The 21,128-nt window shown below is 73.1% G+C and carries 25 protein-coding genes; 14 read left to right on the top strand and 11 right to left on the bottom strand.

All coding sequences use genetic code 11. The annotated features are described in order from the left end of the window. Positions 1–2: 2 nt before the first annotated feature. Both PSED_RS12815 and PSED_RS12810 read right to left on the bottom strand, forming a co-directional pair. Positions 3–836 carry an SDR family NAD(P)-dependent oxidoreductase gene (locus PSED_RS12815; RefSeq protein ID WP_013674666.1) on the bottom strand — a complete coding sequence of 278 codons (834 nt, stop codon included), beginning with the start codon at positions 834–836 and terminating at the stop codon, positions 3–5. Beyond that, positions 836–1,945: an LLM class flavin-dependent oxidoreductase gene (locus PSED_RS12810; protein WP_013674665.1), complete on the bottom strand. Its 1,110-nt coding sequence runs from the start codon at positions 1,943–1,945 to the stop codon at positions 836–838. Before PSED_RS12810 ends, PSED_RS12815 begins: the two co-directional genes overlap by 1 nt. Positions 1,946–2,180: 235 nt before the next feature. Here PSED_RS12810 and PSED_RS12805 point away from each other — a divergent pair, with 235 nt between their 5' ends. From PSED_RS12805 to PSED_RS12795, 3 genes are read left to right on the top strand one after another with little or no spacing between them, the layout of a single operon-like run. After that, positions 2,181–2,549: a Zn-ribbon domain-containing OB-fold protein gene (locus tag PSED_RS12805; RefSeq protein ID WP_041759598.1), complete on the top strand. Its 369-nt coding sequence runs from the start codon at positions 2,181–2,183 to the stop codon at positions 2,547–2,549. Beyond that, complete coding sequence (locus PSED_RS12800) at positions 2,546–3,676, top strand: thiolase family protein (protein WP_013674663.1); 1,131 nt, start codon at positions 2,546–2,548, stop codon at positions 3,674–3,676. Before PSED_RS12805 ends, PSED_RS12800 begins: the two co-directional genes overlap by 4 nt. Continuing rightward, positions 3,673–4,881, top strand: coding sequence for a cytochrome P450 (locus tag PSED_RS12795; protein WP_013674662.1), 1,209 nt, complete (start codon positions 3,673–3,675; stop codon positions 4,879–4,881). The genes PSED_RS12800 and PSED_RS12795 overlap by 4 nt, the downstream gene beginning before the upstream one ends. A 42-nt stretch (positions 4,882–4,923) precedes the next feature. Here PSED_RS12795 and PSED_RS12790 read toward each other — a convergent pair whose 3' ends face one another. Further along, positions 4,924–5,535 carry a TetR/AcrR family transcriptional regulator gene (locus tag PSED_RS12790; protein ID WP_013674661.1) on the bottom strand — a complete coding sequence of 204 codons (612 nt, stop codon included), beginning with the start codon at positions 5,533–5,535 and terminating at the stop codon, positions 4,924–4,926. An 80-nt stretch (positions 5,536–5,615) separates the two neighbouring features. Here PSED_RS12790 and PSED_RS12785 point away from each other — a divergent pair, with 80 nt between their 5' ends. Continuing rightward, complete coding sequence (locus PSED_RS12785) at positions 5,616–6,773, top strand: cobalamin-independent methionine synthase II family protein (RefSeq protein ID WP_013674660.1); 1,158 nt, start codon at positions 5,616–5,618, stop codon at positions 6,771–6,773. Positions 6,774–6,813: 40 nt separating this feature from the next. Here the strand turns inward: PSED_RS12785 and PSED_RS12780 are convergent, their stop codons facing one another. Then, a complete protein-coding gene (locus PSED_RS12780; protein WP_013674659.1) occupies positions 6,814–7,437 on the bottom strand; it encodes a TetR/AcrR family transcriptional regulator in 624 nt (207 codons plus the stop codon). Between the two features lie 61 nt (positions 7,438–7,498). Here PSED_RS12780 and PSED_RS12775 point away from each other — a divergent pair, with 61 nt between their 5' ends. Beyond that, a complete protein-coding gene (locus PSED_RS12775) occupies positions 7,499–7,972 on the top strand; it encodes a nitroreductase/quinone reductase family protein (RefSeq protein ID WP_013674658.1) in 474 nt (157 codons plus the stop codon). 54 nt (positions 7,973–8,026) lie between these two features. On the opposite strand, the gene PSED_RS12770 is transcribed toward PSED_RS12775, so the two are convergent. From PSED_RS12770 to PSED_RS12755, 4 genes are all read right to left on the bottom strand, one after another. Next, positions 8,027–8,875 carry an IclR family transcriptional regulator gene (locus PSED_RS12770; RefSeq protein ID WP_013674657.1) on the bottom strand — a complete coding sequence of 283 codons (849 nt, stop codon included), beginning with the start codon at positions 8,873–8,875 and terminating at the stop codon, positions 8,027–8,029. A gap of 4 nt (positions 8,876–8,879) precedes the next feature. Further along, positions 8,880–9,932, bottom strand: coding sequence for a histidine phosphatase family protein (locus tag PSED_RS12765; protein WP_013674656.1), 1,053 nt, complete (start codon positions 9,930–9,932; stop codon positions 8,880–8,882). Further along, positions 9,929–10,858 (bottom strand): catechol 2,3-dioxygenase, encoded by a 930-nt coding sequence (locus PSED_RS12760; RefSeq protein ID WP_013674655.1) that lies wholly within the window; start codon positions 10,856–10,858, stop codon positions 9,929–9,931. Before PSED_RS12760 ends, PSED_RS12765 begins: the two co-directional genes overlap by 4 nt. Before the next feature lie 70 nt (positions 10,859–10,928). Further along, on the bottom strand, positions 10,929–11,843 hold the full coding sequence (locus PSED_RS12755) for a catechol 2,3-dioxygenase (RefSeq protein WP_013674654.1): 915 nt from the start codon (positions 11,841–11,843) through the stop codon (positions 10,929–10,931). Positions 11,844–11,960: 117 nt separating this feature from the next. Here PSED_RS12755 and PSED_RS12750 point away from each other — a divergent pair, with 117 nt between their 5' ends. The 6 genes from PSED_RS12750 to PSED_RS12725 all read left to right on the top strand — a co-directional run bounded on the left by PSED_RS12750 (position 11,961) and on the right by PSED_RS12725 (position 15,747). After that, positions 11,961–12,674: a hypothetical protein gene (locus PSED_RS12750; protein ID WP_013674653.1), complete on the top strand. Its 714-nt coding sequence runs from the start codon at positions 11,961–11,963 to the stop codon at positions 12,672–12,674. Continuing rightward, on the top strand, positions 12,671–13,465 hold the full coding sequence (locus PSED_RS12745) for an IclR family transcriptional regulator (protein ID WP_013674652.1): 795 nt from the start codon (positions 12,671–12,673) through the stop codon (positions 13,463–13,465). The genes PSED_RS12750 and PSED_RS12745 overlap by 4 nt, the downstream gene beginning before the upstream one ends. Before the next feature lie 88 nt (positions 13,466–13,553). After that, positions 13,554–14,357, top strand: a complete 804-nt coding sequence (locus PSED_RS12740; protein ID WP_013674651.1) for a 2-keto-4-pentenoate hydratase — start codon at positions 13,554–13,556, stop codon at positions 14,355–14,357. Further along, complete coding sequence (locus PSED_RS12735) at positions 14,354–15,112, top strand: 2-keto-4-pentenoate hydratase (protein WP_013674650.1); 759 nt, start codon at positions 14,354–14,356, stop codon at positions 15,110–15,112. Before PSED_RS12740 ends, PSED_RS12735 begins: the two co-directional genes overlap by 4 nt. Positions 15,113–15,130: 18 nt before the next feature. Next, positions 15,131–15,334 (top strand): 2-hydroxymuconate tautomerase, encoded by a 204-nt coding sequence (gene thmT / locus PSED_RS12730; RefSeq protein ID WP_013674649.1) that lies wholly within the window; start codon positions 15,131–15,133, stop codon positions 15,332–15,334. Continuing rightward, on the top strand, positions 15,331–15,747 hold the full coding sequence (locus tag PSED_RS12725) for a Rieske (2Fe-2S) protein (RefSeq protein ID WP_013674648.1): 417 nt from the start codon (positions 15,331–15,333) through the stop codon (positions 15,745–15,747). Before thmT ends, PSED_RS12725 begins: the two co-directional genes overlap by 4 nt. A 105-nt stretch (positions 15,748–15,852) precedes the next feature. Here the strand turns inward: PSED_RS12725 and PSED_RS12720 are convergent, their stop codons facing one another. After that, positions 15,853–16,095, bottom strand: a complete 243-nt coding sequence (locus tag PSED_RS12720) for a hypothetical protein (protein WP_013674647.1) — start codon at positions 16,093–16,095, stop codon at positions 15,853–15,855. Continuing rightward, entirely contained in the window at positions 16,092–17,348 is a 1,257-nt protein-coding gene (locus PSED_RS12715) for a Rieske 2Fe-2S domain-containing protein (RefSeq protein WP_013674646.1), read from the bottom strand. The genes PSED_RS12720 and PSED_RS12715 overlap by 4 nt, the downstream gene beginning before the upstream one ends. Before the next feature lie 73 nt (positions 17,349–17,421). Between PSED_RS12715 and PSED_RS12710 the strand changes: the two genes are divergently transcribed. From PSED_RS12710 to PSED_RS12700, 3 genes are all read left to right on the top strand, one after another. Beyond that, a complete protein-coding gene (locus PSED_RS12710) occupies positions 17,422–18,219 on the top strand; it encodes an IclR family transcriptional regulator (protein WP_013674645.1) in 798 nt (265 codons plus the stop codon). Between the two features lie 14 nt (positions 18,220–18,233). Further along, complete coding sequence (locus PSED_RS12705) at positions 18,234–19,142, top strand: TIGR03564 family F420-dependent LLM class oxidoreductase (protein ID WP_013674644.1); 909 nt, start codon at positions 18,234–18,236, stop codon at positions 19,140–19,142. Positions 19,143–19,469: 327 nt separating this feature from the next. Next, positions 19,470–19,991 (top strand): OsmC family protein, encoded by a 522-nt coding sequence (locus PSED_RS12700; RefSeq protein WP_013674643.1) that lies wholly within the window; start codon positions 19,470–19,472, stop codon positions 19,989–19,991. A gap of 50 nt (positions 19,992–20,041) precedes the next feature. On the opposite strand, the gene PSED_RS12695 is transcribed toward PSED_RS12700, so the two are convergent. Next, entirely contained in the window at positions 20,042–21,127 is a 1,086-nt protein-coding gene (locus PSED_RS12695; RefSeq protein WP_233899397.1) for a PEP/pyruvate-binding domain-containing protein, read from the bottom strand. Between the last annotated feature and the right edge of the window lies 1 nt (position 21,128).

Below are 21,128 nucleotides of genomic sequence, written 5' to 3'. Positions count from 1 at the left end.
TCTCAGGACGGCCTCTCGACCAGGCCCTGTTCGAGCGCCACGTCCCAGTACGAGTGCAGGCCGCGGACGTGCTGCCCACCGTCGACCGGGACGAAGTGACCGGTGATCCGCTGCGCCGCGGGCGACATCAGGAACAGCGCCACGTCGGCGATGTCCGACGGGTCCTGGTGCCGCTTCTCGACGAGCGTCCGGTCGAGGAACTCCTTGCCGATCTGCCCGACGGTGAAGCCCGCGCCGAGCGGGGTGTTCACCGTGCCGGGGCCGATGGCGTTGACCCGGATCCCGCGCCGGCCCAGCTCACCCGCACAGGTCTGGGTGAACTGCATGACGCCGGCCTTGGCCGCGCAGTAGTGGCCGAGGCCGTCGGTCGCCGCGATCGCGTTCAACGACGAGATGTTGACGATCGAGCGGGGCTCCCCGTCGTCGGCCGCCTGCCGGGCGAACGCCCGCGTGCACAGGAACGTGCCCTTGAGCAGGGTGTCGACGATGAGGTCCCAGTCCTCCTCCGTCGTGTCCTCCACCAGTGACAACGACGCCGTCCCGGCGTTGTTGACGAGGTGGTGGACCTGGCCGTACCGCTCGGCGGCCAGCGCGAACGCGGCCTCGACGTCGGCCGCGACCGACACCGAGCCCTCGTGCCAGGCGATCCGATCGCCGCCGCCGAGTTCCTCGGACGCCGACTTGATGTTGGCGGGCTCGATCTCCAGGACGACGACGTTGGCGCCCTTCTCCAGCAGGGCCGCGGCGATGCCTTTGCCGATGCCGCTGCCCCCGCCGGTCACCACGACCGTCCGGCCGTCGAGCTCCGGGACCGGCGAGGACAGCCCGGCCTCCATCAGTCGATGCCCAGCGCGCGGTTCGCGAGCCGCTGGCGCCGGTCGAGCCGCTCACGCTTGGTGAAGTGCGGCATGACGTAGCGGGCGAACATCTCGTTCGACCGGTTCCACTTGTCGGTGGTCACCCAGTCGCGGACGTTGATCAGCAGCGTGCCGAAGCCGCCGACCTCCTCCTCCAGCTCCTTGAGCTGGCGGGTGCACTCCTCCGGGCTGCCGACGATCCACGGGATGTTGTCGACCATCCACTCGAAGGTCAGGTCGGCGTCCTCCATCCCGTCGCCGATCTTCATCAGCGCGCCGAGGCCCAGCCCGAACAGGTAGTCGTAGGAGAGCTTGACGCCCTCACGGATGTCCTTGAGCGCCTGGTTCTTGTCGTCGGTGACGTAGACCTCGCGGACGATGCGCCAGTTGTCGCGGGTGACGGCCGGGTCGATGCCCGCGGCGGCTCCGGCGTCGAGCATCGCCTTGCCCATGGCCTTGAGGTCGGGCGCGAGCTCGTAGGTGCCGTTGTCGATCGGGGCGAAGTGCACGGACAGGGGCTTCCAGCCGCGCTCGCCGCACTTGGCGTAGTTGTGGGTGCCGGTGAGGCCGGCGATCGCGAAGGGCGGGACGTCCTGGTAGGGGCCGACCTGCAGCTGGCGGTTCTCGTACTTCCAGTACTGGCCCTCGTAGCTGACCGGGTCGTCCGACGTCAGCAGCTGCCAGATGATCTCCAGCGCCTCGTTGGTCCGCGGCGAGGCCTCCGACGGCTCCAGCCCGAACAGCTCCTTGTCGGTCGGCAGCCCGCCGCCGCCGAAGCCGTACTCCAGTCGGCCGTGGGTGAGGTGGTCGAGGAACGCCATGCGCTCGGCGACCATGAACGGGTCCTGGTAGGGCAGGTTGATGACACCGGTGCCCAGCCGGATCCGGTGCGTCACGGCCGACGCCTTGGCGATCATGTACTCGGGCACCGGCACGTTCTCGTACCCGCCGGTGTGGTGCTCGCCCACCCAGAACTCGTGGAAGCCCAGCCGCTCGGCATCCACGATGTTCGCGATGTCGCGGTCGTAGGACAGCGTCCAGTTCTCGCGCGGCGGGTGCTCGGGCATGGTGAAGAAGCCGAACTTCATCGGTCGGGGTCCTTTCGACGGCTCCGGTCGTCCGGCTTCGGGTGGTCACCCGACGGCACCGGTCGACGAAATTTGACAAACGCCGGTTTGCTGAAGGTGCTTCGCGTCACTGTGTCGCGAGCCCTTGCCGGGTGTCAAGACTCCGCGATCAACGTGCTCCGACGCGGTGTCGCCCCGAGGGGCGAAGATGCCGCTGGCCATTGATAGCCGACCCGCGGTTTGGTTTCATGTCGATGTGACCGTCGTCGATCCACGCCCGCGCATCGTCGTCGCGCCCGATGGCGCGCCGCATGTCGCCGGAGTCCGGTGTCAGGCGTGTGCCGAGCCGGTCGCCTACCCCTGGCCCGCGTGCCCGGAGTGCGGCGGCCCGGTCGTCGCGGCCGAGTTCGGCCCCGAGGGCGTGGTGTGGAGCGCGACCGTCGTCCGCATCCCCGTCGCCGGCCGCACACCCCCGTACGCGTTGGCCTACGTCGACCTCGACGACGGCCCCCGTGTGCTCGCCCACGTCGTCGTCGATGGAGATGGTGACACGGCACCGGCCGTCGGCACGCGGGTCCGGCTGCGCGCCGGGGCACCCGATCCGCAGGTGGAGGTCATCGGATGAGCGACATCGCCGTGCACGGGGTCGGGACCTCGCACTTCGGGCGCGCCCCCGGCACCGACCTCGTCACCCTCGCCTGGACCGCGGTGTCCGAGGCGCTGGCCGACGCCGGTCCCGGGCCGATCGACGCCGTCTGGGTCGGGACCGTGTTCGCACCGGCCGGGGTGGCACAGCGGGTCCTGCGGGCCATGGGCATCACCCGGGTCCCCGTCGTGACCGTCGAGAACGCCTGCGCCAGCGGCACCACCGCGTTCGCCGAGGCATGCGAGGCCGTCCGCACCGGCCGCTACGGCCGCGTCCTCGCCCTGGGCATCGAGCAGATGAGCACCGCGTTCGACGGCGCGATCACCCCCGAGGACACCGACCCGGAGGGCGCCACCGGCCTCGCGCTCCCCGCCCTCTACGCCATGGCCGCCACCCGCTACCTGCACGACGGCGCCGTCACCCCCGCCCAGCTCGCCGCCGTCTCGGTGAAGAACCACGCGCACGCCCTGCACAACCCACGCGCCCAGTACTCCGGCCGCTACACCGTCGACGAGGTGCTGGCCTCGCGGATGATCGCCGACCCGCTGACGTTGCTGCAGTGCTGCCCCACCTCCGACGGGGCGGGCGCCGCGGTCGTCGGACCGGCGCGCGGCGGCGCGCGCGAGGTCGGCGTCCGCGGGATCGCGCTGCGTTCCGGCGCCCCCTGGGGCCGACGCTCCCCGCACGTATGGGGCTACGACATCGTCGCCGAGACCGCCGCCGACGCCCTCGCCGCCGCCGGCCTGCACGCCGCCACCGACGTCGACGTCGTCGAGGTGCACGACGCGTTCACCATCGGCGAGATCGTCACCACCGAGGCCCTGGGCCTCGTCGCCCCCGGCGAGGGCGGCAAGGCCGCCGAGACCGGGGTGACCGCGCTCGGCGGTGCGCACCCGGTCAACCCGTCGGGCGGACTCCTCTCGCGCGGGCACCCGTTGGGCGCCACCGGGTTGGCCCAGCTCGCCGAGATCGTGTGGCAGCTGCGCGGCGAGGCCGGCGGGCGGCAGGTCGACGGCGCGCGGATCGGGCTCGTCGAGACCATGGGCGGTGGCGTCAGCGCCCTCGACGGCAACGCCTGCGTGGTCGCCGTGCTGGAGGCACCGTGACCACCGCACCCCCGGATGCCGACCTGCTCGGCCCGGGTGCCGTCGAGAATCCCTATCCGCTGCTCGCGGCGTTGCGCGAGCACGATCCCGTGCACTGGAGCGAGCGCTACCGCTCGTGGTTCCTCACCCGCTACGACGACGTCGACGCCGCGCTGCGCGACCCGCGGTTCTCCTCCGACCGCATCGCCCCCTACCGCCGGGCCCGACTCGAGCGCGACGACGCCGACCCCGCCGTGCGCGCGGCGTTCGGCGTGCTCGAGGACTGGATGGTGTTCAAGGACCCGCCCGACCACACCCGCCTGCGCAAGCTGCTGTCGCGCGCGTTCACCCCGCGCGCCGTCGAGCGGGTGCGCCCGCGGGTGGCCGAGCTGGTCGAGGAGCTGCTCTCCGAGATCGCGCCCCGCGGCCACGCCGACCTCGTCGGCGACTTCGCCTACCCGCTCACGGCGTCGGTCGTCGCCGAGCTGCTCGGTGTCCCGCGCGCGGACCGCGACGTCTTCAAGGACTGGTCCGACGCCATCGCCGGGCTGGTGTTCGGCGGCATGGGCGACCCGCAGCGACACTCCGCGGGCGCGGCCGGCATGGCCGAGCTGACCGCCTATCTCACCGAGCTCGTCGCCCGCCACGAGCGCGAGCCCGCCGACGACCTGCTGACCGCCCTGATCCAGGCCCGCGACGCCGGCGACACCCTCACCCACGACGAGGTCGTGTCCACCGGGGTGCTGCTGTTGTTCGCCGGCCACGAGACGACGACGAACCTCATCGGCAACGGTCTGCTCGCCCTGCTGCGCCATCCCGGCGTGCCCGCGACCGCGGACGGCCTCGTCGAGGAGGTGCTGCGCTACGACGGCCCCGCCAAGACCATCGCCCGGCTGATGGCCACCGACGTCGAGGTCAGGGGCCGGATGCTGCGTCGCGGCGACCGGGTGTTCCTGTGCCCGTCGGCGGCCAACCGCGACCCGGCCGTGTTCGACGACCCCGACCGCTTCGATCCGGGCCGGGCCACCGGCCGCCAGCTCGGCTTCGGCGTCGGACTGCACTACTGCCTGGGCGCGCCGCTGGCCCGGCTGGAGGGGTCCGTCGCGATCCCGGCTGCGGTGCGTCGACTGCAGGGGATGGCTCTGGCCGACGAGCCGCTGCGGTGGCACCCGGTGCTGCTCTCCCGTGGCCTCGTCCGCCTGCCGGTGACCTTCCGCTCCCTGTGAGCGGCGATGGTCGCTGCAGCGCGACCATCGCCGCTCACGACCTCAGGGCAGGTCCCGGGCCATGGCGTGCATCCCGCCGCCCGCGGCGAGGCCGCCGAGGGCCGTCGCGAACAGCTGGTCGGCCAGCTCCCGGTCGGCCTGCTCGCCGCGCGGGGTGAACCAGTGCTGCATCCAGTCGAGCATCCCGACGATCGCGCGTGCCGTCGTCCGGGCGTCGGCGGCCAACGAGAACTCCCCCGACCGCGCACCGTCGGCGACCAGCTCCTCGACGGCGGCCATGTAGCGGGCGTCCATCGCGCGGAACTCGTCGAACCGCTCGCCGCTCATCCGGATGTGCTGCAGGTAGACGAACGCAGCCGGGTAGCAGTCGCTGAAGATGCGGACCTGGGTGCGGATCAGCTCGCGCAGCCGCGCCGCTGCACTGCTGCCGGAGTCGTGGTTGAGCCGGTCCAGCTCGGCGAGCAGCTGCTTGGCCGGCTGCTCGACGACCGCCAGCAGCAGCTCCTCCTTGCTGGCGACGTAGTTGTAGATGCTGCCCTTGAGGATCCCGACCCGCGCGCCGATGCTCTCCAGCGTCGCGGTGTCGTAGCCGCGCTCGCGGAACTCCTCCCCCGCGGCGACGAGGATCTCCGACCAACGGCTGGGACGTGGCACATCGGCAGCCTAAGGCCCGTGTTCCCTGCGGGGGAACATCGCACTGGCCGGGCCGATGACGCGCTCCTACCGTCCGGGCCATGCAGCGCAGCGACGACCGGATCCTCACCACCCACGTCGGGAGCCTCGCGCGGCCGCGCGACCTGCTCGAGGCGATGCGCGAGAAGGAGCACGGCCGGCCCTACGACGTCGACGGGTACGCCAAGCGCGTCACCGCCGCCGTGGACGAGGTCGTCCGCGAGCAGGTGTCGGCGGGCATCGACGTGGTCACCGACGGCGAGATGAGCAAGGTCAGCTTCCTGACCTACGTCAAGGACCGGCTGACCGGCTTCGACACCGGGACCGGCGAGAAGCTGATGCCGCCGTCGTGGCAGGTGGAGATCGACGCCTTCCCGGAGTACTACGCCGACTACCTCGGCAAGTACAAGGACCAGGTCTCCCCCATGACGACGATGGTCTGCACCGGACCCGTCAGCTACGACGGGCACGCGCAGCTGCGGACCGACGTCGAGAACCTGCGCGCCGCGATCGCCGCCGCGGGCCCGGTGACCGAGGCCTTCCTGCCGTCGACCAGCCCCAGCGGGTTCGGCCGCAACGAGTACTACCCCTCGCACGGCGACTACCTGACGGCGGTGGCCGAGGCGTTGCGCGAGGAGTACCTGGCGATCGTCGACGCCGGGTTCCTGCTGCAGGTCGACGACCCGTGGCTGATCGAGTACCTCTCGGAGAACCCCGCGACGACGCCCGAGCAGCGCGTCCGCGACGCCGAGCAGCACATCGAGATCCTCAACCACGCGCTGCGCGGCATCCCGCAGGAGAAGATCCGGCTGCACACCTGCTACGGGCTCAACCACGGACCGCGCATCCACGACCTGGCGTTCCGCGACATCGCGCCGCTCATGCTCAAGGTGAACGCGGGCGCCTACTCCTTCGAGGTCGCCAACCCGCGCCACCAGCACGAGTGGAAGATCTGGCGCGACGTGACGCTCCCGGAGGGCAAGGTCCTCATCCCGGGGCTGCTCGGGCACGCGAGCAACTACGTCGAGCACCCGGAGCTGATCGCCGACACGATCGAGCTGTACGCGGGCATCGTGGGCAAGGAGAACGTCATCGCGGGCGCGGACTGCGGGTTCTCCTCGCGCGCGTCGTTCCATCCCGAGGTCCACCCGACGGTCGTGTGGGAGAAGTTCCGCGCCCTCGCCGAGGGCGCGCGGCTGGCGACCGAGCGCATGTACTGAGGTCGTGAGCGGCGACGGTCGCTCTGGCGACCATCGCCGCTCACAGGGGTGTCAGGAGCAGGCGGTCGATCGCGTCGGCCATCCAGTCCGCGTACTCCTCGACGGTCCAGCCGCGGACGCGGATCAGGCTGTCCGCGAGCTCCAGGCCGGCGAGCGACCAGTAGATGTCGGTGGCCCGGTCGACGTCGAGGCGCAGCATCGGGACGAACGACTCGGTGATCGTGCGGATGTCCTGGTAGCGACGCCGCTCGTACTCCTCCCAGGCCGCGGCGAGCTCGGCGTCGCCACCGGCGGCGTTGCGGAAGACGCGCAGCATCGCAGGCGCCCCGCGGTAGTAGCCGACGGCCAGCTCGCGCAGCATGGCGAGCTTGCGGGTCCGGTCGCGCTCCTCGATGAACCGGCGGAAGCCCTCCCGGGCGAGCAGCGGGACCTCCTCGTCGTCGCCGACGAAACCGCGGTCGACCGCCGCGAGCAGCAACGCGGCCTTGGCGCCCTGGGTGAAGACGGTCTGCGCGGACACCCCCGCCTCGGCGGCGATCGCCTTCATCGTCGTGGCCGCGTACCCGTCGCGCTCGAAGCAGCGGGCCGCGGCGTCGAGCACGGCGGCGCGGGTGCGACGCGCCTGCTCGTCGCGCAGCGCGGAGTTGTAGGAACGCGTGGCCACCCCTTGACTGTAGCAGCACTCAATTCATAGAGTCGCAACTACAGCGAATTCAGGAGGAGCCATGGAGACCGCGACCCCCACCGCTCGGATGACCCCGAAGGACCGCCGCGCGACCGCGATCATGCGGTGGGTCGGACCGGTGCACACGGCGCTGCTGCGCGCCGTGCGGGGCCGCGCGATGTGGCGCTTCCGGGGCGGCGACGTCGTGCTGCTCACCCACACCGGCCGCCGCAGCGGCCGGCAGTACACCGTGCCGCTGCTGCACCTGCGCGACGGGGAGGACGTGCTGGTCGCGGCGTCCAACGGCGGGGTCGACGCCGAGCCCCAGTGGTGGCTCAACCTCCAGGACAGCCCCTACGCCGAGATCGAGATCCGCGGCGAGCGCCGGGCGGTCGTGGCCGAGGCGGTCCCGGACGCCGAGCACGACGAGCTGTGGCAGCGGTTCCGCGCGATCGGCGGGATGTACGACAAGTACCAGGCCGGGGTGCGGCGACGGATCACGCTCGTCCGGCTCCGCCCGTACCGTGCCCGCTGAGTCGTGAGCGGCGGTGGTGGCGCCAGCGACTGTGGTTCCAGCGCCCATCGCCGCTCACGGGGTCGAGCGGTCCAGCTCTGCGGAGACCGCGGCCGCCGCCCGCCGCACGTTCTGCACGACGGCCATCTTGCGGGTGCCCAGGATGCTCGCCGTCCGACCGACGACGGAGATCGCCGCGACCGCCACGCGCCGGTCGCCGCGGGTGAGCACGACCGGCGCCGCGATCGACGACATGCCCAGCGTGTGCTCGTCGCGCGAGACCGCGTAGCCGTCGGCGCGGACCTGGCGCATCACCTGCCGGTACCGCACCGGGTCGACGATCGTGAACGGCGTGCGGCGCACGAACCCGCGTTCCATGATGGCCCGGGCCATCGCCGGGTTGACCGCGGCCATCGCCTTGCCCGCGCTCGACGAGTGCCCCGGCCCCCGTCGGTAGAGCTCGGTGTGGAACATGATGCCGACCTCGGAGCTCTCCAGCCGGTCCACGTAGAGCACGTCGGCCCCGACCGGCACGGCGAGCTGCGCGGTCTCGCGCAGCACGTCGCGCAGCTCGCCGAGCACCGGCAGCGCGACCTCGCGCAGCATCAGCCGGTCGACGGCGAGCTGACCCATCTCGAACAGCCGCAGTCCCAGCCGGTAGCGGCCGGCGCCGCTGCGCTCGAGCAGCCCGCCCGACGCCAGCGCGGCCAGCATCCGGCACGCCGTGCTCTTCGCGACGCCCAGCCGTTGCGCGACCTTCGTCGCGCCGAGCTCGGGCTCCTCGCCGAAGCAGTCGAGCACCGCCATCGCGATCGCCACCGACCGCAGCGGTCCCTCCCCCGCGTCCGTGTCCTCGGCGGGCTCCGCGGCGGCAGGCCGCGGCCGCACCCGATCGGTCACCGGCGATCCGTCGAGCACGGTCATCGGCTCACTCCTCCCAGGCGGGGAACTCGTCGGCAGGCGGGACGTGCACCTCGGTGACGCGGTTGCGGTAGGACACGAACGCCGTCCGGCCACCCTCGCGCAGCTTGACCCGGATCTCCTCGGTGTTCAGCGGCTCGCCCGGGTCGTAGCCGTGCGCCCAGGTCGCGAACGCGCGCATCGGCCCGGAGTGCGTCGCGGCGACGATCCGCCGGTGCCCGGGGCTCTCGGCCATCAGCCGGTGGAAGCCCCGCCAGAACCGGCGCACGCACAGCGCGGGCGGCTCGAAGTACATCATCGGGATGGTCAGCCACATCTGGATCGGGTCGGCGCCGCCCAGCTGCGTCCGGTAGAAGCGGTCGATCTCCACGAGCCAGCGCGGCCGGTCGCCGACGGCCATCCGCTCCAGCTTCTCCATCGTCGCCTGGTACTGCCGGAACGCCGAGGTCACGTCCCGCAGCCCGTCGGGGGTCCAGACGCCGAAGTTGCGCAGCTCGGGGATCGCCTCGGGCTCGGAGAGCTCGACGTCGTGGCCCCACATCTGCAGCCCGTCGGTCGCACCGCGGTAGATCTGCTCGGCGGTCTGCCGGGCCCGGTTCGTCGCCGCGCACACCAGCCGCACCTTGTCGCCGGAGTCCCAGCGCCGCGACAGCTCGTGCCCGCGGCGGTGCGCCTGCCAGCCGCCCATCGGCGTGAGGCCCGCGTCGGTCGAGTACCCCTGCGTGATGCCGTGCCGGATGATCGAGATCTCGCAGACGATCCGCTCCGACGACCGGCGTTCCACCGGCGCGGCGATCTCCTTGCCGCGGGTGGCCTCGGCCAGCGCGGGGGTGAACCTCGCGCCCTCGAACTCGACGGTCGGCGACGGGGCCGGGGCGGCGTCCGTGGTGGCGCCAACGGCGGCCGTGCGATCCCGGAAGCGGCGCAGGTAGAGCGGGGTGGAGTCCGTCGTGACGGTCCCGTTGTTCTCGTCGCTCCCGGCCGGGGCCCCCCGGCGTTCCCGGTAGCGGGAGAGGTAGTTGGGCGCCTCGTACCGGTCGAGCTTGCGGGGGCCGGTCACGAGTGCACCGTGAAGAAGCGCTCGTTGACCTCGCGGTGGTAGTAGAAGATCGCGCGCCCCATCTCCTCCTCGGTCCACGTGATCGGCTCGAAGTCCGGGTCGACCCAGTAGCCGCCGGTGAACAGCTCGTTTCGGTTGCCGACGGGGTCGAAGAAGTACGTCGTGTAGCCGCGGGTGACGCCGTGGCGCGTGGGCGCGACGTCGATCTGCACCCCGTGGTAGGCCAGCGTGTCCGCCGCCTCCCGGATGCCGTTCCAGTCGTCCATCCAGAACGCGAAGTGGTGCAGGCCGCCGTTCGGGCCGGTGATGACGGCGACGTCGTGCGGGGTGTGGCTGCGCTCGAGGAACGTCGCCAGCTGGTGGCCGTCGTTGGCGAGGATCTGCTCGGTCAGCCGGAACTCCAGCAGCCCCGTGAAGAACGCGGTGAACGCCTCCACGTCCTCGGCCATCACGAACACGTGGTCCAGCCGCGGCGGCGCGATGCCGACGAGGTCCTGGGGCCGGGGCGGTGGGTTGGTCATCGGCAACATGTTGCCGACGCGCTCCATCCCGTGCACCAGCTCGACGAGGTGCCCCGACGGGGCGTCGAAGCGGATCGCCTCGCCCCAGCCCGGGCCCAGCTCGCGGGCGGCGTAGCGCTTCACCGCGACGCCCGCGGTCTCCAGCTTCGTCGTGAAATGGTCGAGGTCGGCGGCCTCGGCGACCTTGAACGACATGTGGTCGAGGCCGTAGGTCGGCGCCTGGCGCAGGACGACGGAGTGGTGCTCCTGCTCGTCCCAGCACTTGAGGAAGACGCGTTCGGCGCCGTCGCGGACGTCGCGCGCGGTCTCGATCAGGCCGAGGACCTCGGTGTAGTAGGCGGCGCAGAGCTCGAGATCGGGCACGCGGACCTCGACGTGCTGCAGCCTCAGGATTCGGTCGGGCATGTGGTGAGCTCCTTCGCCCGGGAGAGGGATGCAAGCCGGTGGGGCCTGCGGAACCGGCGGGGCGGGTCAACTAGGTGTGCATGCGCAGGAAGCGCTGGCTGACGACGTTCTCGTAGTAGAAGAGGCCCTTGCCGAACTCGTGCTCGGTCCAGGTGATGATCTCGCTGTCCGGATCGACCCAGTAGCCGCCGGTGAAGACCTCGTTGCGGATCCCGAGCGGGTCGAAGAAGTAGATCGTGTTGCCGCGGGTGACACCGTGGCGCGTCGGTCCCTGGTCGATCTGCACCCCGTTGTAGGCCAGCGTGTCCGCGGCCTTGCGGATCTGGTCCCAGTCGTCGAGCCAGTAGGCCCAGTGGTGCAGCGCGCCGTTGGGGCCGTTGACGATCGCGATGTCGTGCGGCGAGTTCGTCCGGCCGGCGAGCCACACCCCGAGCTGGTGGCCGTTGCCGTCGAGGACCTGCTCGGTGATGCGCAGCCCCAGCACCTCGGTGAAGAATGTGGCCGCCTCGGCGACCTCCTCGGCGTTGACGAGCAGGTGGTCGATGCGCGGCGGCGCGATGCCGGGCAGGTCGGGCGGCGGCACCGGTGCCGGGTTGTGCTTGCCCAGCAGGCCGCCCGTCTTCTCCAGATCCCAGACCAGCTCCATGACCTGGCCCGACGGGACCTCGAAGCGCAGCGACTCCCCCTGGCCGACGGCCTCGCCGCGGCTGACCCGCGTCGTCGGGCACCCGTAGGCCTCGACGCGCTTCTCGAAGTCGTGCAGGTCGTCCTCGGCCTCGACGCGGAACGTGAAGGAGTCCAGCCCGGTGCGCGGGTGGTAGCGCATCCGCAGCGAGTGGTGGTCCTCCTCGTCCCAGCACTTGAAGTACGCGGTGTCGTCGGTGCGCAGCACCTGCTGCAGACCCATGACCTCGGAGTAGTAGGCGGCGGACAGGTCGAGGTCCGGCGTGCGGACGTCGACGTGCGCGAGTCTCAGGATCCCCACTGCGCGAGCTCCCTCGAGTGGCCGGGGCGTCTTGACGGGTCGACGGTAGCCGTCCTAGCGTTCCGGAGAACAGCCTTGTCGTTCCGCAAATCGGAACGTCGTCCCCGGAGTGAGGTCATGACGGGAAGCCGTCCGGAGAACATGCGCGCCGCGGTCGCCGAGTACGTGGCGGCGCTGCACCGTGCGTACCTGGCCCAGGCCGACACGTTCCCGCCCGCGGTCCGGGGCGCGATGCCGTTGCTGGCCGCCGGGCCCCCGATCACCGTCGCCGCCGTCGGCGCGCGCAACCTGCACCTGCTGGCCACCCGCGAGGGGCTGGGCCCGCTGCGCGGCCAGGAGGTCGAGGTGCCCGGCACGTTGCCGGGGCTCGACTGGACGGTGCGCTTCTACGACCCCGTCGTCGTTCCGGCACTCGGGCTACTGGAGGAGGCCGACGGCCCGGCCTACGACGGCGTCCGGTCCGCGCTCGGCGTGGGCACGGTCGTCTACCACGTCGTCGCGCAGCCCGGGTCGGGACTGACGCCGCACCACGCCGCGCACGTCGGGTCCGGGCTGGCGAGCGGGCACTCGGCCGCGGCCCGCGACTTCGAGACGATCCGCAGCCGGGTCCGCGGCCGCGAGCACCTCGTGGACGAGCTCGCGGGCGCCGCGAGCGCCGGCCTGCCGCACGCACAGGCGTTGCTCGCCAAGGCGATCTCGCCGCACAACGCCGAGGTCGCCGCCGCGGCCGACGGCCTGGACCCGGACTCGATCAGGCGCGCCCTGGTCACGGCGGTCGGCGGCCGTCGCGACTGGACGCCACGCCCGCCCGGCGCGGAGGCCACCACGTGACCGACGCGCCGCTGTCCACGGTCACCAACGCCGCCCGGCTGCTCAAGGCGTTCCTCACCCGGGAGGAGTCGATCGGGGTCTCCGAGCTCGCCCGCCGGCTCGGGCTCGGCAAGTCCGCGGTGCACCGGCTGCTCACCACGCTCGCCGCCGAGGGGCTCGTCGAGCAGAACCCGCGCACGGGCGGCTACCGGCTCGGGATCGTCGTCTACGAGCTCGGCGAGGCCGTCAAGGTGCACCTGGACCTGCACGCCGCGGCCGGGCCGGTGCTCGTCAGGCTGCGCGAGGAGACCGGCGAGTCGTCGCAGGTCGGGGTGCTCGACGGAGCCGAGGTCGTCTACGTCGACCGGCTGGAGAGCGCCTACTCGCTGCGGCTGTTCACCGAGACGGGACGCCGCGTCCCGGCACATGCCACGAGCTCGGGCAAGGTCCTGCTCGCGCACCTGCCCGACAGCGCGCTCGACCGGGTGCTCGCGGCGGGCCTGCCGGGCTTCACGCCCAACACCGTCACCGACGCCGGCGCGCTGCGCGCCGAGCTCGCGAGCATCCGGGCGCAGGGCTGGGCCCGGTCGGTCGACGAACGGGAGATCGGGGTCGCCTCGGTCGCCGCGCCGATCCGCGACGTGCACGACGAGGTCGTGGCCGCGATCAGCATCGGTGCACCGTCGGCCCGGCTGGGCGCGGCGGTGCGGCGCCGCTACGCGCGGCTGCTCGTCGAGGCGGGCGAGGCGGTGTCGCGCCGGCTCGGCTGGGTTCCGACGGCCGAACGCCGGCCCGCCGCGCAGGTCCGCTGAGTGGAACGGCCGGGCTGACACCGCGAACCCGGCCCACGACGATCGGTACCCCGGGCTGCGGGCCCGGGGAGGGAGTGCGAGGAGGACCATGCCCGTCACGGACGCGCCGGCCAAGGCCAGGGCGCTCTACGAGGCCCGGCGCACCCGTGTGCCGATCCCGCCGTTCACCGACGCCGAGCCCGACCTCAGGATGGACGACGGCTACGCCATCCAGCAGGAGCTCGTCCCGCTGCTGCTCGCCGACGGCGACACGATCGTCGGGCACAAGGTCGGGCTGACGTCCAAGCCAATGCAGCGCATGATCGGGGTCGACTCGCCGGACCACTCCCCGGTGCTCGGCTCGACCGTCTTCGCCGACGGTGAGGTCATCCCGCCCGACGCGTTCATCGCACCCAAGGCCGAGGCGGAGATCGTCTTCGTCATGGGTGAGCGGCTCGCCGGGCCGGGCGTGACCGTCACGGCCGCGCGCCGCGCCGTCGCCGGGGCCGTCGCCGGCTTCGAGATCGTCGACTCCCGCATCGCCGACTGGCGCATCAAGCTCGCCGACACCGTCGCCGACCTCGCCTCGTGCGGGGCCGTGGTGACGTCGTCGCGGATCGTGCCGATCGAGGGGGTCGACACCCGGCTCATCGGGATGACGCTCACCCGCAACGGCGAGCTCGTCGACACCGGGGCGGGCGCCGCGGCACTCGGCGACCCGGTCGCCGTCGTCGCCTGGCTCGCGAACGTGCTGGGGCGCAAGGGCGTCGCACTCGAGCCGGGCCACATCGTCATGACGGGCGCGCTGCACGCCGCGGTCCCCATGCAGCCCGGCGACGTGTTCCGCGCCGACTTCGACCGGCTCGGCGCGGTGACCGCCCGCGTCGGCCACCCACGGGAGGCGACAGCGTGAACACCGCAGAGCTCGCGGCGCGGCTGCAGAAGGCCGTCGCCGGGCGCACCGCCATCGAGCCGCTGAGCGGCGAGTTCCCCGACCTCGACCTCGACGCCGGCTACGCCGTCCAGCGCGTGCTGCGCGAGTCGGCCGGCCCGCTCGTCGGATGGAAGCTCGGCGTGACCTCCCGGGCCAAGCAGGCACAGGTCGGGGTCTCGGCGCCGGTCTACGGGTTCCTGCCCGGCTCGGGCGCGCTCGACGTCGGCGAGCCCCTCGACACCGCACAGCTCATCCAGCCGCGCTGCGAGCCCGAGATCGTCTTCGTCCTCGGCCGCGACCTGGCGGGGCCGCACGTCACCGCCGCCGACGTCGTCGCCGCGTCGTCCGGGGTGGCCGTCGGCATCGAGGTGCTCGACTCCCGGTACCGCGACTACCGGTTCACCATGGCCGACGTCGTCGCCGACAACACCTCCGCCGCCCGGTTCGTCGTCGGCACGCCGGTGCCGCTCACCGGGATCGACCTGCGCGTCGTCGGAGTGGTGCTGGAGCACGACGGCGAGGTCGTCGCGACGGCCTCGGGCGCCGCGTCACTCGGGCACCCCGCCGCCGCGGTGGCCTGGATGGTGCGCCGGATGGCCGCCGACGGCGAGGGCCTGCGCGCGGGCGACGTCGTGCTCTCCGGCGGTCTCACCGCCGCCGTGCCCGTCGCGCCGGGCGACGTGGTCGTCGCGTCGATCGACCGGATCGGCACGCTCGAGCTCGGCTGCCGCTGAGCCCTCTGGGAGGTAACGATGCCGCTCGTCCAGATCACCCTCGCCCGGGGCCGCAGCCCCGAGCAGCTCGCCGCGCTCGGCGCCGCGGTCACCGCCGCCGTCGAGGAGTCGATCGGTGCGGCCCGGGAGACCGTGCGCGTCGTCGTCAACGAGTGCGAACCCGAGCACTGGTTCGTCGGCGGCGAGTCGCTCGCGGACCTGCGGGCGAGCGGACGCCGATGACGCTGCTCCCCCTCGGCGGCGACCCCGTCGCCGGCGAGGGGGCCCGCGTCGTGCGCGCCGACGACGGGCGCGCCTTCGCCGTGTTCGTCGTCGACGGGTCCTACGTGGTCACCGACCCCCTCTGCCCGCACAACCGGGGGCCGCTGGCCGAGGGGCGGGTCGACGGCGGGGTCGTCCGCTGCCCGTGGCACTGGTACCGCTTCGACCTCGCGACCGGCGAGTGCCGGACCCAACCCGCCCTGCGCCTCGGCGTCTACCCGGTGCTGCGTCGCGACGACGGTTGGGTCGCCGACGTCGGGGACGAGCCCGTCGCGATGTCGATGTCCGAACGCCTGCGCGCGCACGCCCGCGGCGAGCTGCCCCGACCGCACCCGGGAACGGCACTGCACCCGGGCCGTCGCCCGCAGGGGTAGGCCATCCCGCGCGCAACCTCACCGCCCTCCGGCGGCCCGCGCCCGACCGTGAGGTTGCGGCCGGGGCGCCGGCTGCCCTCACTCACAGGTGCGGGCAGGAGGGTGTCAGTGCTCCGGTTCGTGCCCGACGGCCGTCGCGCCCGTCGGGGTGATCTCGCCCGTCCAGCCGCAGGCCGAGCACCAGCAGTAGAACCGGCGGGCGGAGCCCTCCCAGAACTCGGTCGCGAGCGCGGGCGGGGCACCGCACTGCGGGCAGTGCCGCGGCACGTCGCGACGGTGGGCCGCGGCGTCGGCGGCGAAGCGCCGGTCGGGTCCGCGCTCGACCCGGCCCGGCGGCGCCGGTCTCACGACGCCGACCCGGACGCCACCCGCTCGGCCGCGCTGACGTGGATCTTCTTGATCGTGTCGAGCATCGGGGAGAACCGGGTCGAGCCCATGTCGCAGAAGTCGAGCGCGAACCGCGCGCCGGCGTGGAACTTGTCCTTCTCGCACGGCAGGTCGATGCGCTCGTGCTCCTCGCGGATCGTGCCGATCGGATCCTCACCGCGGGCGACCCGGTCCATCTGCTCGCGGAACATCTTGCGCAGCATCGCCACCCCGATGTCGGAGCGGCCCAGGTGCTCGGTGGTGCGGTCGGTGATCGCGCCCTGCGTCACCCAGGCCATGATGTCCTGGCCCTCGACGTAGTTGACGACGTGGCGGCCGTTCTCGTCGAGCACCGGGATCCGGTAGTCGGGCACCATCGGCTGCTCGACGTGCTCGTAGCCCTCGTCGGGGCGGTGCACCGTGTAGAGCATGAACCGGGTCGTCGTCCGGTTGACCGGGACGCGGATCTGCATCTGGTGCACCCCGCCCCCGCCGACCCGCATGTTGTACGGGAAGACGAGCGGGTGGCCGACCTTCCAGTCGTCGTTCTCCTCGCTCGCACCCTCGAGCACACGGCGCTTGATGATGCCCCACTCGAACGGCGTGAACCCCACCTTGACGTGCTTCTTCGCGAACGACGCCGGCGAGGTGAAACCCTCGTGGCGGCCGATGAACGAGAAGTACCGGCCGTGCAGCCACTCCACGTGGTGCGGGTCGACGGCGTTCTCCATGATCTGGACGTAGTTGCAGGGCAGGTCGGCCCAGCCGATGTCGCGGAAGCCCTCCATGACGTAGACGTCGAAGCGCGGCAGTCGCGGCGCGGGGCCCGGGCCGACGTAGGCCCACACCAGTCCTCCCAGCTCCTCGGCGACGCCGGCCTTCGCGGAGACGCGGGCGCCGAAGCGGGTGTCGTCGCGCTCGGCGGGCTGTTCGATGCACGCGCCGGACTCGTCGAACACCCAGCCGTGGTACGGGCAGCGCAGGCCGTCGGGTTCGACGACGCCGTAGGCCATCGACGCCTTCCGGTGCGGGCAGGCCTCGGGGACGATCCCGTACCGGCCGCTGGGCGAGCGCCACAGCGCGAAGAACTCCCCCAGCAGCTCGACGCGCTTGACCGGGAACTCGGCGAGCTCGCGGGTGAACGCCACCGGGTACCAGTAGCGCCGCAGCACCTCCCCCATCGGCGTACCGGCGTCGACCTGGGTCAGCTCGTCGTTCTGCTCGGCGGTCAGCATCCGCGCTCCCCTGCTCGTGGTGGTGGCGGAACGGTAGGTGGCGGGGTGGGCACCGACAAGGAATCCTTCCCGCATGGAGGGAAACCGGCAGGAGAGGCCGTCGTGGGAGCTGACGTCGGTGCGCAACGCGGCGCGGCTGCTCAAGGAGTTCTCCCGCACCGACCGCGAGCTCGGCGTCTCCGAGCTCGCGCGCCGGCTGGGCCTGGCGACGAGCACCGTGCACCGGCTGCTCGCGACGCTGGCCGCCGAACGGCTGCTCGACCGCGGTGCGACGCCGGGCTCCTACCGGCTCGGGCTGGCCATGTTCGACCTGGGCGCCGCGGTGGCCCCGACGCCGGACCTGCAGGAGGCCGCACTGCCGGTGATGGCGGTGCTGCGCCAGACCACCGGCGAGACGGTGCAGCTGGCGGTCCTCGACGGGCTGGAGTCGGTGTACGTCGACCGGCTGGAGAGCCCGCACACCGTGCGCATCTTCTCGCGCGTCGGCACCCGGCTTCCGGCGCCGACGACCGCGACGGGCAAGACGCTGCTGGCCGCCCTCGCCCCGCGGGACCTCGACGACCGGCTACGCGAGTGGCGACCGGAACGGGCGACGCCGTACTCGATCGTCGACGTCGACACGCTGCGGGCGCGGCTGCGCGAGATCGCCGACCGCGGCTGGGCGGAGAACCGCGAGGAGAGCCGGGTGGGGGTGGTGTCGGTGGCCGCGCCGGTCCGGGGGGCCGACGGCGGCGTCATCGCCGCGCTGTCGGTGGCCGCACCGACGACGCGCGCGACCCCGTCGGCCCAGCGCCGGGTGCGGGAGGCGGTCGTCGACGCGGCCGGCGTGCTGTCGCGCCGGCTCGGACACGGCTCCGGCCCGGCCCCGTGACATAGGCTCGCCGGATGCAGATCAGTCTCTTCGGCTACCTCGGCACCGGCGCGGGCCCCACCGTCATCGACGCGTACGTCGCCGAGCTCGCGCAGGCGCGCGAGGAGGGGTTCGCCCGCTACTGGACCGCTCAGCTGCCGACCGACCCCGACCTGCTCACGGTGCTGGCCGTCGGGCTGCGCGAGGTGCCCGACATCGAGGTCGGCACCGGCGTCGTCCCGATCCAGCCGCAGCACCCGATGTCGCTGGCGCAGCGGGCGCTGACCGTCAACGAGATCGGGCAGGGCAGGCTCACGCTGGGCCTCGGGCTGAGCCACAAGCCCGTCGTCGAGGGTGCCTGGGGACTGCCGTTCGACCGGCCGGTGCGACGGATGTCGGAGTACCTCGACGCGCTGCTGCCGTTGCTGGCCGACCGCAGGGTCACGGCCGAGGGCGAGACCGTCACCGCCCGCGGGTCGCTGCGCTACCCGGACGCACCCGCCCCGCCCGTGTACCTCGCCGCGCTCGGCCCGCAGATGCTGCGGCTGGCCGGCAGGCGGACCGCCGGCACCGTCACCTGGATGACGGGGCCCCGCACGCTGGCCGACCACGTCGTCCCGACGATCCGCGAGGCCGCACGGGAGGCCGGCCGGTCGGCGCGGGTCGTCGCGTCGCTGCCGATCGCGGTCACCGACGACGTCGCCGCCGCCCGCGCGGAGGCCGCCCGGCAGTTCGCCGTGTACGGGCGGCTCCCGTCCTACCGGGCGATGCTCGACCGCGAGGGCCACGCCGGCCCGGAGGACGCCGCGGTCATCGGCGACGAGCAGGACGTCTCCGCACGGCTCGCGCAGCTGCGCGACGTCGGCGTCGACGAGTTCGTCGCCCTGCCCTTCGCCCCCGATCCCGAGGTCCGCGCGCGCACCCGCGCCCTGCTGCGCGCCTGACCCCGCGGCCCCGCGCGGCGGGACGGCCGGCCGGTCCCGGCGGTTGAGCGGACATTGTGCGTCCGGACCGGGCATGCGGGACCGGCGTTGACTCCGGCGCGGCGTACCGGTGTGCTCGCAGGCGTGTTCACGTGGCCGACGGGTGCGCGCCTGACCGAGCGCCGCCACGTCGACCTCTGCCGCACCGGGACCGCCCAGTGTCCGCCGGCACGTCGCGAGCTCCCGGCCTGCGGGAGCTGAAGCTCCTGCCCTGCGGGAGCTGACCTGCGGCGTGCCGCCCCGCCCGCGCGGGAGCCGCGCGGGGACCGACACTCCCCGGGAGACCCCATGACCACCGCCACCACCCGCGAGGACGGCCTGCGCGCCATCGTCGACGCGACCGCCTCGGCCGTCGCCGACGACCCCGGCAAGGCCGCCGCGCTCTTCCGCGCCACCGGCGAGGGCGCCGAGGGCGTCCGCACCGAGATCCGGATCGGCCGGCACGCGGTCACGATCGACGAGCCGCCCGCGCTCGGCGGCGACGACGCGGCCATCAACCCGGTCGAGTCGGCGCTCGCCGCGCTGCTGTCGTGCCAGGTCGTCACGTACCGGTTCTGGGCCGCGAAGCTCGGCATCCCGCTCGACGACGTGCGCGTCCGTACCGAGGGCGACCTCGACGTGCGCGGCTTCTTCGGGCTCGACGAGGCCGTGCGCCCCGGTTTCGGGGAGGTCCGGCTCGCGGTCGAGCTGCGGGGCCCGGCGCCGGCCGAGGACTACGCACGGCTGCAGGAGACCGTCGACGCGCACTGCCCGGTGCTCGACCTGTTCCGCAACACGACGCCGGTCGCGACGACCCTGACCACGGGCTGACCGGCACGCGACCTCGGGGTGGGCGGCGGGCGGCCGCCCACCCCGGGCCGTCAGCGACCGGGGACCGGCTTGCCGCTGAAGACGTACTTCTGTGCCAGGGCGACCGGGTCGTAGGCGACGGGCGCCTGCTCCTGCGCGGTCACGGTGACCGGGCGCGACTGCACGATGCAGATGCCGTCGCCCGCCCGCCGGTGCCGGGAGATGACCCACTCGACGTCGACCGGGTAGCCGTAGTGCCGCTCGATCGCCGACACGGCCTCGACGACCGCGCCGATCTGCTCGTCGTCGAGCACCCTTCGGTCGGCCAGCCGCGCGGGCATCTCGACCTCGGTGACGCGCCCGTCGGCGAAGTCGAACGCCGAGACGATCGCCTTGTGCGCGACGTCGTAGCGCAGGACGCGGCCGTCGGTCTTGCCGACCTCGATGTGGTCGGGGTCGACGACGCCCTGCACGATCGCCTCGCCCCACCCCCACGACGTCTCGATGACGACGCGGTCGGGCTTGCCCGTCACCGGGTGCACCGAGAAGGCCACCCCGGACGCGCGGGCGTGGATCAGCTCGATGACGCCGACGGCGATGGGCATGTCGTGGTGGCTGATGCCCTTGCGCAGCCGGTAGGCCAGCGCGCGGGCGGTGAACAGCGACCCCCAGCAGGCGCGGACGGCGTCGAGCACCCGCGGCGCGCCCGACACGCCGAGGTAGGTGTCGAAGATGCCCGCGAAGGAGGCGTCGGCCGCGTCCTCACCGGTCGCCGAGGAACGCACCGCCGTCGGCACGTTGACGTCGACGCACCGCACGCACAGCTCCTCGTAGGCCTCGGTGATCTCCGCGACGAGGGCGTCGGACATCGGGGTGGTGACGAACAGCTCCCGGATCGCCGCCGAGGCCGTCCCGACCTCGGCCTCCGAGGGCCCCGCCGGGTCGGCGACCAGCGGCGCGAGGATCGCGTCGATCCGCGGGTCCAGGCCGGCGTCGGCACAGTGCCGGCGGTAGGCGTCGACGGTGACCGCGAAACCCTGCGGCACCTCGACCCCGGCCCGGTGCAGGTCGGCGAGCCTGCCGATCTTGGATCCGGCGGCGGCGACCGCCTCGCCCGGCTCGGCCGCGTCGACCCACACCACGGAACCGCTGTCCACG

Source organism: Pseudonocardia benzenivorans CB1190, assembly GCF_000196675.2.
GTDB lineage: Bacteria > Actinomycetota > Actinomycetes > Mycobacteriales > Pseudonocardiaceae > Pseudonocardia > Pseudonocardia benzenivorans.
Note: the sequence above shows the minus strand (reverse complement) of the source record. Positions and strands in the feature narration are given on the sequence as shown.

Coding starts and splice junctions, on each gene's coding strand:
- PSED_RS12815 (WP_013674666.1), bottom strand. CDS start 836: ATGGAGGCCGGGCTGTCCTCGCCGGTCCCGGAGCTCGACGGCCGGACG.
- PSED_RS12810 (WP_013674665.1), bottom strand. CDS start 1,945: ATGAAGTTCGGCTTCTTCACCATGCCCGAGCACCCGCCGCGCGAGAAC.
- PSED_RS12800 (WP_013674663.1), top strand. CDS start 2,546: ATGAGCGACATCGCCGTGCACGGGGTCGGGACCTCGCACTTCGGGCGC.
- PSED_RS12785 (WP_013674660.1), top strand. CDS start 5,616: ATGCAGCGCAGCGACGACCGGATCCTCACCACCCACGTCGGGAGCCTC.
- PSED_RS12775 (WP_013674658.1), top strand. CDS start 7,499: ATGGAGACCGCGACCCCCACCGCTCGGATGACCCCGAAGGACCGCCGC.
- PSED_RS12770 (WP_013674657.1), bottom strand. CDS start 8,875: ATGACCGTGCTCGACGGATCGCCGGTGACCGATCGGGTGCGGCCGCGG.
- PSED_RS12760 (WP_013674655.1), bottom strand. CDS start 10,858: ATGCCCGACCGAATCCTGAGGCTGCAGCACGTCGAGGTCCGCGTGCCC.
- PSED_RS12750 (WP_013674653.1), top strand. CDS start 11,961: ATGACGGGAAGCCGTCCGGAGAACATGCGCGCCGCGGTCGCCGAGTAC.
- PSED_RS12740 (WP_013674651.1), top strand. CDS start 13,554: ATGCCCGTCACGGACGCGCCGGCCAAGGCCAGGGCGCTCTACGAGGCC.
- thmT (WP_013674649.1), top strand. CDS start 15,131: ATGCCGCTCGTCCAGATCACCCTCGCCCGGGGCCGCAGCCCCGAGCAG.
- PSED_RS12725 (WP_013674648.1), top strand. CDS start 15,331: ATGACGCTGCTCCCCCTCGGCGGCGACCCCGTCGCCGGCGAGGGGGCC.
- PSED_RS12715 (WP_013674646.1), bottom strand. CDS start 17,348: ATGCTGACCGCCGAGCAGAACGACGAGCTGACCCAGGTCGACGCCGGT.
- PSED_RS12710 (WP_013674645.1), top strand. CDS start 17,422: ATGGAGGGAAACCGGCAGGAGAGGCCGTCGTGGGAGCTGACGTCGGTG.
- PSED_RS12705 (WP_013674644.1), top strand. CDS start 18,234: ATGCAGATCAGTCTCTTCGGCTACCTCGGCACCGGCGCGGGCCCCACC.
- PSED_RS12700 (WP_013674643.1), top strand. CDS start 19,470: ATGACCACCGCCACCACCCGCGAGGACGGCCTGCGCGCCATCGTCGAC.